Source organism: Polyangium sp. 15x6, assembly GCF_029960785.1.
In the GTDB taxonomy this organism is placed as follows: domain Bacteria; phylum Myxococcota_A; class Polyangia; order Polyangiales; family Polyangiaceae; genus Polyangium.
On sequence record NZ_JASBQE010000008.1, the window covers coordinates 87243 to 100221 of the forward strand.

The 12979-nt window shown below is 69.9% G+C and carries 11 protein-coding genes; 8 read left to right on the forward strand and 3 right to left on the reverse strand.

What is annotated here, in order from left to right:
- The first annotated feature begins 188 nt into the window (after window positions 1-188).
- On the forward strand, window positions 189-1829 hold the full coding sequence (locus QHF83_RS08690; protein ID WP_282417298.1) for a hypothetical protein: 1641 nt from the start codon (window positions 189-191) through the stop codon (window positions 1827-1829).
- Here QHF83_RS08690 and QHF83_RS08695 read toward each other — a convergent pair.
- Entirely contained in the window at window positions 1797-3104 is a 1308-nt protein-coding gene (locus QHF83_RS08695) for a thymidine phosphorylase (protein WP_282417299.1), read from the reverse strand. The genes QHF83_RS08690 and QHF83_RS08695 overlap by 33 nt on opposite strands.
- Window positions 3105-3195: 91 nt before the next feature.
- On the opposite strand from QHF83_RS08695, the gene QHF83_RS08700 reads away from it, so the two are divergent.
- Together QHF83_RS08700 and QHF83_RS08705 are read left to right on the forward strand one after the other, a co-directional pair.
- A complete protein-coding gene (locus tag QHF83_RS08700) occupies window positions 3196-4155 on the forward strand; it encodes a HAMP domain-containing sensor histidine kinase (RefSeq protein ID WP_282417300.1) in 960 nt (319 codons plus the stop codon).
- A gap of 47 nt (window positions 4156-4202) precedes the next feature.
- Window positions 4203-4913 carry a response regulator transcription factor gene (locus QHF83_RS08705; RefSeq protein WP_272425298.1) on the forward strand — a complete coding sequence of 237 codons (711 nt, stop codon included), beginning with the start codon at window positions 4203-4205 and terminating at the stop codon, window positions 4911-4913.
- 51 nt (window positions 4914-4964) lie between these two features.
- Here the strand turns inward: QHF83_RS08705 and QHF83_RS08710 are convergent, their stop codons facing one another.
- Together QHF83_RS08710 and QHF83_RS08715 are read right to left on the reverse strand one after the other, a co-directional pair.
- Entirely contained in the window at window positions 4965-5405 is a 441-nt protein-coding gene (locus QHF83_RS08710; protein WP_282417301.1) for a hypothetical protein, read from the reverse strand.
- Window positions 5406-5476: 71 nt separating this feature from the next.
- A complete protein-coding gene (locus tag QHF83_RS08715; protein WP_272425296.1) occupies window positions 5477-5947 on the reverse strand; it encodes a DUF3293 domain-containing protein in 471 nt (156 codons plus the stop codon).
- Between the two features lie 139 nt (window positions 5948-6086).
- Between QHF83_RS08715 and QHF83_RS08720 the strand changes: the two genes are divergently transcribed.
- From QHF83_RS08720 to QHF83_RS08740, 5 genes are all read left to right on the forward strand, one after another.
- Window positions 6087-7058: an ABC transporter ATP-binding protein gene (locus QHF83_RS08720; protein ID WP_282417302.1), complete on the forward strand. Its 972-nt coding sequence runs from the start codon at window positions 6087-6089 to the stop codon at window positions 7056-7058.
- A complete protein-coding gene (locus tag QHF83_RS08725) occupies window positions 7055-7804 on the forward strand; it encodes an ABC transporter permease (protein WP_282417303.1) in 750 nt (249 codons plus the stop codon). The genes QHF83_RS08720 and QHF83_RS08725 overlap by 4 nt, the downstream gene beginning before the upstream one ends.
- The gene (locus tag QHF83_RS08730) at window positions 7801-9474 is read left to right on the forward strand and encodes a GldG family protein (protein WP_282417304.1); all 1674 of its coding nucleotides are present in this window, start codon (window positions 7801-7803) and stop codon (window positions 9472-9474) included. The genes QHF83_RS08725 and QHF83_RS08730 overlap by 4 nt, the downstream gene beginning before the upstream one ends.
- A complete protein-coding gene (locus tag QHF83_RS08735) occupies window positions 9471-11747 on the forward strand; it encodes a DUF4340 domain-containing protein (RefSeq protein WP_282417305.1) in 2277 nt (758 codons plus the stop codon). Before QHF83_RS08730 ends, QHF83_RS08735 begins: the two co-directional genes overlap by 4 nt.
- 212 nt (window positions 11748-11959) lie before the next feature.
- Window positions 11960-12838: a S8 family serine peptidase gene (locus QHF83_RS08740; RefSeq protein ID WP_282417306.1), complete on the forward strand. Its 879-nt coding sequence runs from the start codon at window positions 11960-11962 to the stop codon at window positions 12836-12838.
- Window positions 12839-12979: the final 141 nt, after the last annotated feature.

Genomic DNA, 12979 nt, shown 5'->3' on the forward strand with positions numbered 1-12979 from the left:
CCTCGCCGGTCCGTCCCGCTCCCCTCCGCCCTGCGCCCGCTCCTCCTGACGTTCCCAAGCTGCTTTTCACGCGCGGAGGCCGATATCCGCAGGCGATCGCGTGGTTCGGGGCGCGATCGTTCTGGGGCCATCTCTGGCACCTCGCGGCGAGCGTCATCGCGACGGAGGACATCGACAGTCGCGCATGGATGCGACCGAGCACAGCCGACACACTGACACGCAAGGCCGCGGCCGTGCTGGGCGGCCGCGAGGGCAAAGAGACGCTCACCGAGGCGCTCGGTCGCGACGTCTGGATCGATTTCATCGCCGACACGGGCGATTGCGTGTCCGTGAGCCAGGAGGTCGCGCGGCTCGTGTTCGAGACGTACGAGGTCGAAGCACCGGACAAACCTGGCGAGACGCTTTTGCTCCCGCGCGGGGACATCCTCTTGTTCGGCGGGGACACGGCGTATCCGGTGGCGACGGAGCTCGAGATCCACAACCGGGTGATCGTGCCGTTCTCGCGGGTGCTGGAGGAGGTTCGAGACGGCAAACCCCGGGTGCTCCTGGGAGTGCCGGGAAATCACGATTGGTACGCGGGGCTCGACGGCTTCGGGCGCATGTTCCGGGAGCGGCGCGGGACCGTGGATCTCGTGGGGAAATCAGCGCCGAACGAGGTCGTGCGGTTCGCGCAGATCGGGCACTTCATCCAGTGGGTGGAGGCGTTTCGCATCGGACGTTATGTGAGCAAACGATCGACGCTCCCGCTCGATGGATACGTACCGGTGCAGGACGCGAGTTACTTCGCGCTGCGGCTCGCGCCGGGGCTCGATCTGTGGGGCGCGGATCGGCAGCTCCGCGCGGTGGACTTCGAGCAACGCGCGTTCTTCGCGTCCCTCCGGACCGAGAACCGCGGGCTCCTCTTGACCCTGGCGGACCCGGCGTACGCGTTCCTGGAGCCGAACCCGGCCGGGCAGCACATCGTCGACGCGCTGGATCTGCGACTCGAGGACGACGCCGTGCTCGTGTTGACGGGCGATACGCACCACTACTGCCGCGAGCAGATCGGGAAGACGTGCCACGTGATCGCCGGCGGAGGCGGGGCGTTCTTGCATCCTGCGCGGATCATGCGGCAGGGCCTGCCCGAGCCGGCCGCGGAGTTCCCGGGGCCGAAGGCGTCGCTCGCGCTGGCGCTGCAGATCCCGTGGCAGATCGTGCACGGGCGGAGCGGCTTTCTGGTGCACCTCGCGGCCGCGCTGCTCTACATGCCGGCGTTCACCGCGGTGCGATGGGGCGGCGCGCCGCCGATGGTGGGATCGCTCGTGACGGCGGCGATCGCGGCCTTCGTGTGCCGGCTGCTCGGCGGCTTCCGGAACCGATCGATCGCGGTGTATCTGCTCGCGACGATCGCGGGGCTCATCATCGGGTTCGTGCCGCTGCTCGCGCGGACGGCGTTCGCGACGGCGGGCGGCCTCTTCCTCCACGCGGCGGATCTCTACGGCGCGAGGCCGTGGCTCGTGTTCGCGGTCTCGGTCTACGTCGCGACGCTGATCTTCGGCACGTACCTGACGGCGATGACGGTCCTCGGGATCGAGCAGCACCAGGCGTTCGCGGCCCTGGCGCACCCCGGGTACAAGCACTTCGTGCGAGTGCGCGTGCGCCGCGACGGGAGCGGCGCCGACGCGTGGGTGCTCGGGAAGGTGGATCCTCTGTCCGCCTCGGATCCGGTCGTCCTGGTGGACCAGTTTTCCTGGACGAACCACGGCCTCTCGGCCGGCGCGCGCTCGATGATGCCGGCGTCTCAGATCACGCCGCCGTCAGGCGATGCGGCCCAGCAGAAGAGGCGGTGAGGCTTCGGGCGCGGAGCTGACGCGGAAGGCGCTCTGGACGCGATCCGCGACGGCCTCGGCCGCGGCCACCGAGCGCACGTGCAGGCGCGCGAGGGGCTCGCCGCGACGCACGCCGGCGCCGCGCGGCGCGAGGATCTCGATGCCGACGGCGTGATCGACCTTCTGATCGGCGCGCGTGCGGCCCGCGCCCATGGCGACGGCGGCGAGGCCGATCTCGAGGGGATCGATCGCCGCGACGAAGCCGTCGGCCTCGGAGGGAACGAGGACGGTCTCAGGGGCGCGCGGCAAGCGAAGCGGATCCTCGACGACCGCGGGGTCGCCGCCCTGGGCCTCGATCATGCGCTCGAACACGCGCGCGCCGCGTCCGCTCGTGATCGCGTCGCGGAGTTTTGCGCGCGCGTCCTCCACGGACGGGGCGGCGTCGCCGAGCACGAGCATCTCGGCGCCGAGGGCGAGCGTGCACTCGACGAGATCGTCCGGCCCGCCGCCATGGAGGACCTCGATCGCTTCGCGCGTCTCGATGGCGTTGCCGACGGTGCGACCGAGGACGGTGCTCATGTCCGTCAGGAGCGCGACCACGCGCTTGCCGGCGGCCTTGCCGACACGCACGAGGGCCTCGGCGAGGGCGCGCGCGTCGCGCTCGGTCTTCATGAACGCGCCGCGGCCGACCTTCACGTCGAGCACGAGCGCGTCGATGCCCTCGGCGAGTTTCTTCGAGAGGATGCTCGCGACGATGAGGGGGATCGACTCGACCGTGGCCGTGACGTCGCGCAGCGCATAGATACGTTTGTCCGCGGGCGCGATGCGTCCGGTCTGCCCGATCATGCAAGCGCCGACGTCGCGGACGATGCGCGCGAAGGCTTCCGTATCGAGCGAGACGTTGAAGCCGGGGATGGCCTCGAGCTTGTCGAGCGTGCCGCCCGTGTGGCCGAGGCCGCGGCCGCTGACCATGGGCACGGGCACGCCGCAGGCCGCCACGAGGGGCGCGAGGCACAAGGAGACCTTGTCGCCGACGCCTCCGGTCGAGTGTTTGTCGACCTTGATGCCGGGGACGGAGGAGAGGTCGAGGACGTCGCCGGAGTGGAGCATCGCGCGGGTGAGGGCCACGGTCTCCGCGTCGTCCATGCCGCGGAAGAAGATGGCCATGCAGAGCGCGCTCATCTGATAATCGGCGAGCTCGCCCGTTCCGAGGGCGCGGATGAGGCGCGCGATCTGGTCGTCCGAAAGGCGGCCGCCGTCGCGCTTTTTGGCGATGAGCTCAACCAGGGTCTCCACGGAGCGGAGCATACATCAAAGCGGCCTCGCGGCGCGGCCCGCGTGCGTGGCCTCTCCCCAGGGCGCTAGGTGCGCGCTACCTTTCGGCCGCATGAGCAGGGCACGTGATTTCACGACGCTCGGCTACCGGCGCATCGTCAAGCTGCTGGTCTCGCTCGTCATCGTCCCGTCGGTGCTCCTGTCGGCGATCGGCGCGTCGCTCGTGGTGATGGGCGAGGCGCGGTACAACATCCTGATCGGGATCCTCGTGCTCACGTTCTCGAGCGCGCTCGTGACGGGGGTCATCCTGGTGTGGGTGTTCTTGCGTCGAGAGCGAGATCTCTCGGAGCTGCAAGCCGACTTCGTGTCGAAGGTCTCGCACGAGCTCCGGACGCCGCTGACGTCGATCCGCATGTTCACCGAGACGCTGGTGCTCCGGCGCGGGGACAAGGAGAGCGAGGATCGCTGCATCCAGGCGCTCAACAAGGAGAGCGCGCGGCTGCAACAGCTCATCGATCGGCTGCTCGACTGGGGTCGGATGCAGAGCGGGCGGCGGGTCTACGAGCTCGCCGAGCAGGACGTGGTGAAGGTCGTGGAGGAGGCGATCGCCGCGTTCGAGCCGACGCGCGAGCAGCGGCACGTGGAGCTCTCGATGCAATTCGAGCCGGACCTGCCGCGCGTGTGGTGCGACCACGGGGCGATCGTGATCTCGATCGTGAACCTGCTGTCGAACGCCTACAAGTACGGGGGGCAGCCGAGGAAGATCGAGCTCACGGTGGCGCGGAAGCTCGGCGAGGTGCTGATCACGGTGCGCGACAACGGCAAGGGGATCGCGCGGCGCGAGCACAAGCGCATCTTCGAGAAATTTTACCGGGTCGATGATCTCCTTGCACGGCAGCAAGAGGGGTCGGGGCTCGGGCTTGCGATCGTGCAACATGTGATGCGCGCGCATCGGGGTCGCGTGATCGTGGACAGCGAGCCGGGTCGAGGGAGCGCGTTCACGCTGGTGCTGCCGATCCAGGCGAGGGTGCGGGTGTCGGAGCCGATGTCGAGCACGGGAGGGACGGCGTAAGGGTGGGAGCGGCAAGCGGCGCGGAACGTGATAGAGAGCCTGGATCGATGAACCGGGTCGGACAGGGCGGCGCGCGGCGCACGGTCCTCGTCGTGGAAGACGACGACAGCATCGCGATGGGACTCGAGATGAACCTGTCGGCGGAGGGGTATCGCGTGCTCCTCGCGACCGACGGGGAGAGTGGTCTCGCGCTCGCGCGCGGAGGCGGGATCGACCTCTTGATCCTGGACGTGATGCTGCCGAAGCTGAACGGCTTCGAGCTCCTGCGGATGCTGCGCGCCGAGCGGTACACGATGCCGGTGATCATGCTGAGCGCGCGCGGCGCTGAGATGGACAAGGTGATGGGGCTCGAGCTCGGCGCCGAGGACTACATCACGAAGCCGTTCGGGCTGGCGGAGCTCCTGGCGCGGGTGAAGGCGGTGCTCCGGCGTGACGCGATCGCGCGCGGGGACGACGCGAGCGCGATCCGGGCAGCAGACCTCGAGATCCATCCGTCGACGCGGGAGGTGCGGCGCGACGGGAAGCTCGTGGAGCTCACGGCGACGGAGTTCGACATCCTGTTTTGCCTGGTCAGCGCAGGCGGACGCGTGCTGTCGCGGGAGCAGCTCCAGGCGAAGGTGTGGGGGCCGAGCCATCACGGCACGCCGCGCACCGTGGACAACTTCATCCTGCAGCTACGGACGAAGCTCGAGGACAACCCGGCGAACCCCAGGCACCTCGTGACGGTGCGGGGCGTGGGGTATCGGTTCGTGGTTTGACGCGACGAACGAGACACCCCCGCTCCCATCCAAGAGCGGGGGCTGCTGAACTCAAGGCGCCTGACAGAACTTGTTGATGCTGTCGACGAGCGGGTCTTCCTGCTTGACCGCCTTGTCGAGCGCGGCCTGGGCCGAGTTGATCTTCGCGAGGTCCTTCGCCTCGGCGGCGGCGGCCATGTCGCGAGCGGCCTTGGCGACGTCCTTCGCCATCGTCTGGTACTCGGTCGAGTACTTTTTCAGGTCGGGGATCGTGAGCTCCACCTTGGCGGCGTCGGCTGCGACCTTGTCCATCGCGTCGGCCATGCTCTTGAGCTCGTTCGCTCCCGTCGGGTCGGTGCCGCCCTTCGGCGTCTTGTTCAGGCTCTCGACGCCCTTGTTGATCACCTCGATGAGCTGGTTGCACTCGGTGATCTTCTTCTGGCCGCAGGCCGTGGCTCCCACGAGCAGAGCGGCGCCGAGGATCGCGGCCGAGAACAGGGATTGATGACGCATCTTCGACTGTCTCCTGTGGAGGGATTGGCGTTCGGTGGCCGCTTTCTTCGAAGAGGCCAGAAACTTCGCAGTCACGAGCGTACCCGCCAGTTGCCGTGGAAGGTACGTCCCACGTCGTCGGCCGTCGGGTCGGTCACGATGATCTCGGGGCGACCGTTCTCCGCGTAGACGATGGTATTTTGTCGGAAGACGCGGCCGAACGCGATGGCCTCGTCGCGCTCCATGCCGTAGACGAGCCACGCGGGCTCGCGCCAGACGCCTTCGGGCTCCGCCTCGGAGCCGACGCAGGGCTCGACGCGGTAGCAGCCGAGGATGAGCAGGTCGCGGAGCACGTGGTGGCGCTGCTCGTTCACCTTGCGGGGCAGGAGCATCGAACGCGGGTTGTAGGCCGTGAGCACCGCGAAACGCCGGTTCAGGAGCTCGGGCAACGCCGAGTGATCCTGGACGATCTCGCCGTCGAGCGAGGCGCGCAGCGGCGCGCCGTGCGGGCCGGGGAACTCGTAGATCGTCGCGAGGTACGAACGGAGGAGCGCTTGGTCCATCGAGAGGTCTGACCGCTCCTACCAGAGTGGCGGCCCGCCCGCTACCAGGCCCTTCGCGTCGCGAGGCGCGCCCGGCCCCCCTCGTGAGCCCGCCCGCGCGTCTTTCCCTTCCTGGATGCTTGCGCTAAGCCCTGCCCGGATGATCGAAGTGGAGCGCCTCTCCAAGTCGTACGGCGCCTTTCGCGCCGTGTCGGATGTGTCGTTTCACGTCGAGCGCGGCGAGGTCGTGGGGTTCCTCGGGCCGAACGGCGCGGGAAAGAGCACGACGCTGCGCATGCTGGCCGGCTTTCTCGGGCCGAGCGCGGGGCGGATCCGCATCGGGGGGCACGACATCGCCGAGGAGCCGCAGCTCGCGCGGGAAAAGCTAGGGTACATGCCCGAGACCTCGCCGCTCTATCCGGAGATGCGGGTGCGCGAGTACCTCGCCTTTCGCGCCGAGGTGAAGCGCGTGCCCCGGAGCGCGCGGGCCAAGGCGGTCGAGCGGGCCGCCGAGGAGGCGCGGGTCGACGACGTCGCGGATGTGCTCGTGCAGCATCTGTCGAAGGGGTACCGGCAGCGCGTCGGGCTCGCGGATGCGCTGCTCGGGGATCCGCCGGTGCTGATCCTCGACGAGCCCACGGCGGGGCTCGATCCGAACCAGATCCGCGAGGTGCGCGAGCTCGTGAAGCGGCGCGGCAAGGACCACGCGATCCTCGTCTCGACGCACATCCTGTCGGAGGTCGAGGCGACGTGCTCACGCGCGCTCGTGGTCGCGCGGGGCAAGCTCGTGGCGTCGGGGACCATCGAGGAGCTGCGCGAAATGCGAAGGGCTTCGGGGCTCCGGATCGTCGTGCGCGGGGACGCGCCGCGCGCGCTCGGGATCGTCCGTGCGCTTCCGGAGATCGCGGGGGCCGAGGTGGATGCGGGGCACGCGCCGGCAGCGGACGCGGCGGCGCTCGTCGTCGAATACCGACGCGCGGAGGGCGGGGCCGAGGCGGCCGAGCGGGTCGTCGCGGCGCTCGTCGGCGCGGGGCTCGGCGTGCGTGAGGTCGTGCCGCGGGCCGCGACGCTCGAGCAGGTCTTCTCCGAGCTCACGCGGGTGGACGAGGACGCGGCCGAGGTGCAGGCGTGAGGGGGTTCTGGCCGATCTTCAAGCGTGAGCTCTTCTCGCTCTTCGTCACGCCGCTCGCCTGGGTGGTGATCACGTCGTTCCTGCTCTTGCAGGGGCTGCACTTCTTCCTGATCGTCGTGAACTTCGCGGCGGCGCCGGCCGAGGCCGTCGGCGACAGCGGCCCGGTTCAGGCCTTCTTCGGCCAGACGATGCTGCTCTACGTGCCGCTCCTGCTCGTCTGCCCGCTGCTCACGATGCGGCTCTTCGCCGAGGAGCGGCGCAGCGGCACGATCGAGACGTTGCTCACGGCGCCCGTGGGCACCGTGGGGGTCGTGCTCGCGAAGTACGCGGCCGCGCTGGCGACGTACGTCGTGATGTGGGCGCCGACGGCGCTCTACATCGTGATCCTCGCGCGGACGGGGGACGTCGACTGGCGGGTCGTGGGGACGAGTTACCTTTCGGTCTTCGCGATCGGCGCGGGCTACCTCGCGCTCGGCGTCATGACGAGCGCGCTCACGCAGAGCCAGCTCACGGCCGCGGTGCTTTCGGCGCTGGTGATCTCGGGCCTCTTCTTCTTCGGCTTCGCGGAGTTCATCGTGCCCGATGGTCCGGCGCACGATCTCGCGACGCACGTCTCCGTTTGGACTCAAATGAACGACGCGTCGCGGGGGCTCATCGACTCGCGGCGGCTCGTCTTCGACGCGACCGTCGTGCTCCTGCCGCTCTTCGTCACGGTGCGCGCCGTCGAGGCGTGGAGGTGGGGATGAGCGAGGAGCGCAAGCCGAAGAAAGGCAAGAAGGCGCCTCGGTCCGAAGGCACGAAGCCGAGGGACGTGAAGCCGGCGGCTGCGAAGGCCCCCGCGCCTCCGCGTGATCCCGCGCCCGAAGCGCCGGCCGGGACGAGCGCGGGGACGAAGCTCGGCGCGCTCGTCGGGCTCGTGGCGGCGATGGTGCTCGCGGTGCTCGTGAACGTGCTCGCGGCGCGGCACTACAAGCGCTTCGATTTCACGAAGGGCGGGCTCTACACGCTGAGCCCCGCGACAGAGCAGACGCTCCACGCGCTCGGCGAGCCGATCCGCGTCGACGTGCTCTTGCCCTCGGACGATCCGCTCGCGCTCTCGATCCGGCACCTGCTCGAGGCCTACCGCAGCGAGACGTCGCGCCTCGAAGTGCACTTCACCGATCCCATTCGGCACGCGGCCGAGTTCGTCGCGGTGCAACGCAAGTACGACGAACGCGTCGTCGACGGTCGGGTGGTGACGGACGCTGCGATCATCGTCGCGCGGGGAGATCGCGCGCAGTTCATCACGCCGCGTGATCTCGTCGAGGTCGAGGACGAGAACGACGTGCGCGCGCGGCCACGGCTGGAGCAGGCCCTCACCGCGGCGATCCGCGCGGTCGTGTCCACGGATCGGCCGAAGATCTGCTTCACGACGGGGCACGACGAGAAGTCGATCGAGACGGGCGGCAGTGGCCTCGCGCCGCTGCGCGAGCGGCTCGAGAAGAACGGGCACGAGGTCGTGACCGTCGACCCCCGCGAGAAGGCCGAAGACAAGGAGAAGTCGCGCGCGCCGTATGCCGGTTGCCGCGTCGTCGTGGTCGCGGGGCCGTCGCTGCGTTTCTCCGAGGCCGAAACGAAGAAGCTCGAAGGGTTCGTCGAGCAGGGCGGCAACGTCCTCGTCGCGGCCTCACCCGTGCCGGACGAGGGGGACCAGAAGTACCTCGATCTCGGCCTCGATCCGCTGCTCGATCGCTTCGGGATCGCACTCGCGCGCGACTTCGTGTTCGAGACCGATGCGCGCCTGCGCGCCGTGCGCGGATACGGCGAGACGTTCCTCCCGATCGCCAAGCCGCATCCCATCACCGAAGGGCTGATCCGCGCCGAACAGTCGGGGCTCGGCGCGGTCGTGACCGTGGCGAGCTCGCTCCAGAAGACGGGCAAGGGCGCCGCCGCGGTGTCGCCCTTGCTGGAGACGAGCGAGGACGCCTTCGGCATGATCGACTTCTTCACGTGGGCGAAAAACCCCTCGGATCCCGCGCCGAACGACGTGGATCACAAGGGGCCGCTCACGGTCTCGTTCGCCGCGGAGTTGCCCGCGCGCCCGGGCGCCGAGCGCGGCGCGCGGCTCGTGGCCATCGGATCGGCGAGCCCGATGATGGGCGAGAACTGGCAGAGCGACGAGCTTCGCGGCACGGCGATCTTCGTCGAGAGCGCGATCGCCTGGCTCGCCTCGGCGCCCGTGCCGCTCGACATCCCGAACAAGCCCGCCTTCACCGCGGGCCTGCGCATGAGCGAGGACTCGCTCGCCTCGATCTTCCGCTACGTCGTGGTGTTCATCCCGCTCGCGTCCGTGCTCACCGGGATCGCCGTGCACCTGCGAAGGCGCGCGACGGAGCGGCGTGGGACGCGCAAGGAGAAGGAGCGAGCGCCCGAATGAGCTTCGCGAAGTTCGCGAAGAAACACGCGACGACGCTCGTCCTCTGCGCCCTCTCGATCGGCGCGGGCGCCTACGTCTTCGTCGTGGATCGCGGCTCGGTGACGACCGAGGAGGCCGAGCAACGAAAGAAAAACGTGGTCCTCGCGTGGAGGCCCGACGAGATCACCGAGGTCGTGGTCGAGCAGGGCGCGTCGAGCGCGAAGCTCACGCGCACGCCGCCCGACGCGCTCGGGCAGCGCTTCTGGGAGGTGACGATCGGGGGCGAGCGGTTCCCCGCGGAGGCGCAGATCGTCGACCAGCTCCTCGGCACGCTGGAGTTCGCCACGCACGAGCGGGTGCTCGCGCCGGACAGCGTGGATCGCGCGGCGAGCGGCCTCGATGCGCCTCGCGCGCGGATCGTGGTGACCATGCCGGGACGAACCACGACGCTCGCGATCGGAGGGCCCGCGCCAACACCGGCAGGCGCTGCGCTCATCGAGGTTCACGAAGGGGATCGGGCCTCGCTCCAGGTGATCACGAAGGAGCTCGTCACGGCCCTCGCGATCGATCCGAGCTCGCTCCGATCGCGGGATCTCCTCCCCTACCCTGCAAGCGACGTCGCGCGGTTCGAGATCGAGGGTCCGAGCGGCAAGTACGCGCTCGCCCGCCCCACGGACGGCGGCGACGCGCTCCGGCTCGACAACCCCGCGAAGGAAGCGGGGCGCCGCGCCTCCCGCGCCGCCACGGACGAGCTGGAAAGTACGCTCTCCCGCATGCGAGCCGAGGCCTTCCTCGCGGACGAAGCCGCGCGCCGCGCGTCCACGCCCACGGCGACGCTCACGATGATCCCCACGGACGCGACGAAGCCCAAGGGAACCCTCGTCCTCGGCGGTGCCTGTCCCGACAAACCCGACCTCGTCGTCGCGCTGCAGACGGCGCCCACGCGTGCCGCGGCCTGCGTGCCGAAGGCCTTCCTCGACGCGCTCTCGAAGCCCGAGAGCGCGTTCGTGGATCGCAACGCGTTCTTCGCGACGATCGACGAGATCCACGAGGTCACGCTCACCGCCGGCGATCGCCGCATCGAGCTCGCGCGCAAGGGCACGGGCTTCCACGAGCGCGCTCCCGAGGATCGCGACATCGAGGGCGCCACCGGCCGCCTCTTCCTCGAATCCCTCCTCGCCCTCCGCGCGAAGGATTTTCTCCCCGCGGACGATCGCGCCTCACTCGGCCTCGATCCGCCGCAAGGCAAGGTCCGCATCGTCTCGGTCTTGCCCTCGCGGAGCCCCGACGGCGGCGACGACGATCGGATCGAAGAGCTCTACGTCGGCAAACCCCAAGGCGACATCGTCCCCGTGTTGCGCATCTCCGACGGCGCCGTCCTCGCGATCCCCGCCGATCGAGCGCGCGCGCTCTTCCCGAGCAAGATCACGCTGCGCAGCCCCACCGTGATCGACGCCCCGCAGACGAGCCTGCGCGCGCTGCGCATCACCGAGGGCGATCGCGTGCAGCACCTCGAACGCACGCCCGAAGGAGGCTTCGCGCTCAAAGAGCCGCGCGGCAAGAACCTCGCCGCCGACCTCGGCTTCGGCACGGAACTCGCCACGTCGCTCCTGCCCTTGCATGTCGAGCGCTTCGTCGCCGAGCGCGACGATGGATCCTTCGGCCTCGCGAACCCGCGCCTCGTCATCGAAGCGGATCTCGCCGCGGGCAAAGACGCGGGCGCGCGCACCGTGCGCCTGCTCCTCGGCGCGCCCACGACGGGCGGCTCCTTCGCGCGCCTCGACGGTGACGACGCCGTCTTCGTGATCGATCCGAAGATCGAGTCCGCAGCCGGAAAATGGCTGCTCGACCGATCGATCTTCGCCCTCGACGTGGCCGAGATCCAGAAGGTCACCATCACGCCTTCGGACAAACGCAAGGCGCCCCTCGTCCTCGATCGCGCGGGGGACGCGCTGCGCATCCGGGGCGACGAAGCCGCGACCGCGAAGGCCGCCGCGATCCGCGACGCGCTCGCCGACCTCGTCCCGGAGGGCGCCGTCAGTGTCGGCCCGCCTCGCAAAGAAGAGGGACTCGACCCGCCCGCCGTCGTGATCACCATCGAGCGCAGAGGCCTCGATCCCGACGCGCCCGCGGCCGTCGATCCCCAGCGCACCCTGCGCGTTTCTCTCGGCGCCGGCGACGCGTTTCGCGGGACGAACATCACCTACGCCCGCCGCGACGGGGTCGACGCCACCTACGCCATCGCGCAAGCCAAGACGCGCGTCCTCTACGACTCCTTCGACTCCGCCCGCTGACGCCTCCCGCGAGAGCGCGATCTTCCGAAGAAGACGGAAATCCCCCGAGGTGCGTCGCAACCGACGGCGAGAGTCCGGAGCACTGTTCGGACGCCCGCCCGGCCGCGGCTCGCGAAAAAATCGCAGCCTTCCCGCGCGAGCCTGGATCCCCGCGAACAAGGAAGCGCAAGGGTGGACCCCTGCGAAGAAAAGAAGGTAGACTCCGTCAGCCCATGTCCACCGACCCGCGATCCAACCTGGCCGGCCTCGCTGCGCTTCAGGCTGAAACCCTCGGAAGCCCCGACGTCTGCGTCGCCGTCCTCGATGGCCCGGTCGATCTCGCGCACCCGGCCTTCCGCGGCGCGAACGTCACGGCCCTCGAGATGCCGGTGTCCAGCGACGAGGCGGCCGACCGCACGCACGGCACCCACGTCACGAGCCTCGTGTTCGGTCAGCCGAGCGGCCCCGCGCCGGGGATCGCTCCGAAGGCGAAGGGCATCGTCGTGCCCGTGCACAACTTCCGCCCCGAGACGACCGCACCCGCCGGCCATCCGCCCGATCTCGCGAAGGGCATCCGCGACGCGATCGCCGCCGGCGCCCACGTCATCACGATGCACGGCGGCGCGCTCTCGCCGGACGCGGGCATGCTCGACGCGCTCGCGAAGGCGCTCGCTCGCGCCGCCGAGCGCAACGTGCTCGTCGTCGTCGCCGCCGAGGGCGACGGCAACGAGCACTTCCACGTGCCCACGGCCGCCTCCACGGTGCTCGCCGTCGCGGCCGAGGACGCGGAAGGCAAGCTGCTCGACTTCGGCATGTGGGGCCCGACCTACCGCGACAGCGGCATCGTCGCGCCGGGCGAGGGCCTCATCGGTGCAGCTCCCGGCGGGGGAACCGTCGCGCAGAGCGGCGCGACCTTCGCCGCCGCGATGGTCGCGGGCATCGCCGCGCTCCTGCTCAGCGTGCAGATCGCCCGTGGAAAGCAGGTGGATGCACGCGCCGTCCGCTCCGCGCTGCTCCAGAGCGCGACGCCCCTCTCGATGGCCCAGAGCGAACGTGGCAAGGGCGTCCTCCGCGGTCGCCTCGACGTCGCCGCCGCCCTCAAGCTCATTTGACCTCAAAGTAACGGCGCACCGGCGGGGTTCGTCCTCGCCACGCTTTCCGATTTCCCCGACGGACGAGCCGGCGCCGCCTTTCTCCGGACAGCGACGCGATCGCGCAAGCCTCGTGGGCAAGCTCGCCGCTTTGCGAGCCCC

Excerpts from the sequence above, each read along its gene's own strand:
- QHF83_RS08730 (WP_282417304.1), top strand. The coding sequence starts at position 7,801 with ATGAGCGAGGAGCGCAAGCCGAAGAAAGGCAAGAAGGCGCCTCGGTCC.
- QHF83_RS08715 (WP_272425296.1), bottom strand. The coding sequence starts at position 5,947 with ATGGACCAAGCGCTCCTCCGTTCGTACCTCGCGACGATCTACGAGTTC.
- QHF83_RS08735 (WP_282417305.1), top strand. The coding sequence starts at position 9,471 with ATGAGCTTCGCGAAGTTCGCGAAGAAACACGCGACGACGCTCGTCCTC.
- QHF83_RS08700 (WP_282417300.1), top strand. The coding sequence starts at position 3,196 with ATGAGCAGGGCACGTGATTTCACGACGCTCGGCTACCGGCGCATCGTC.
- QHF83_RS08710 (WP_282417301.1), bottom strand. The coding sequence starts at position 5,405 with ATGCGTCATCAATCCCTGTTCTCGGCCGCGATCCTCGGCGCCGCTCTG.
- QHF83_RS08740 (WP_282417306.1), top strand. The coding sequence starts at position 11,960 with ATGTCCACCGACCCGCGATCCAACCTGGCCGGCCTCGCTGCGCTTCAG.
- QHF83_RS08690 (WP_282417298.1), top strand. The coding sequence starts at position 189 with ATGCGACCGAGCACAGCCGACACACTGACACGCAAGGCCGCGGCCGTG.
- QHF83_RS08720 (WP_282417302.1), top strand. The coding sequence starts at position 6,087 with ATGATCGAAGTGGAGCGCCTCTCCAAGTCGTACGGCGCCTTTCGCGCC.
- QHF83_RS08705 (WP_272425298.1), top strand. The coding sequence starts at position 4,203 with ATGAACCGGGTCGGACAGGGCGGCGCGCGGCGCACGGTCCTCGTCGTG.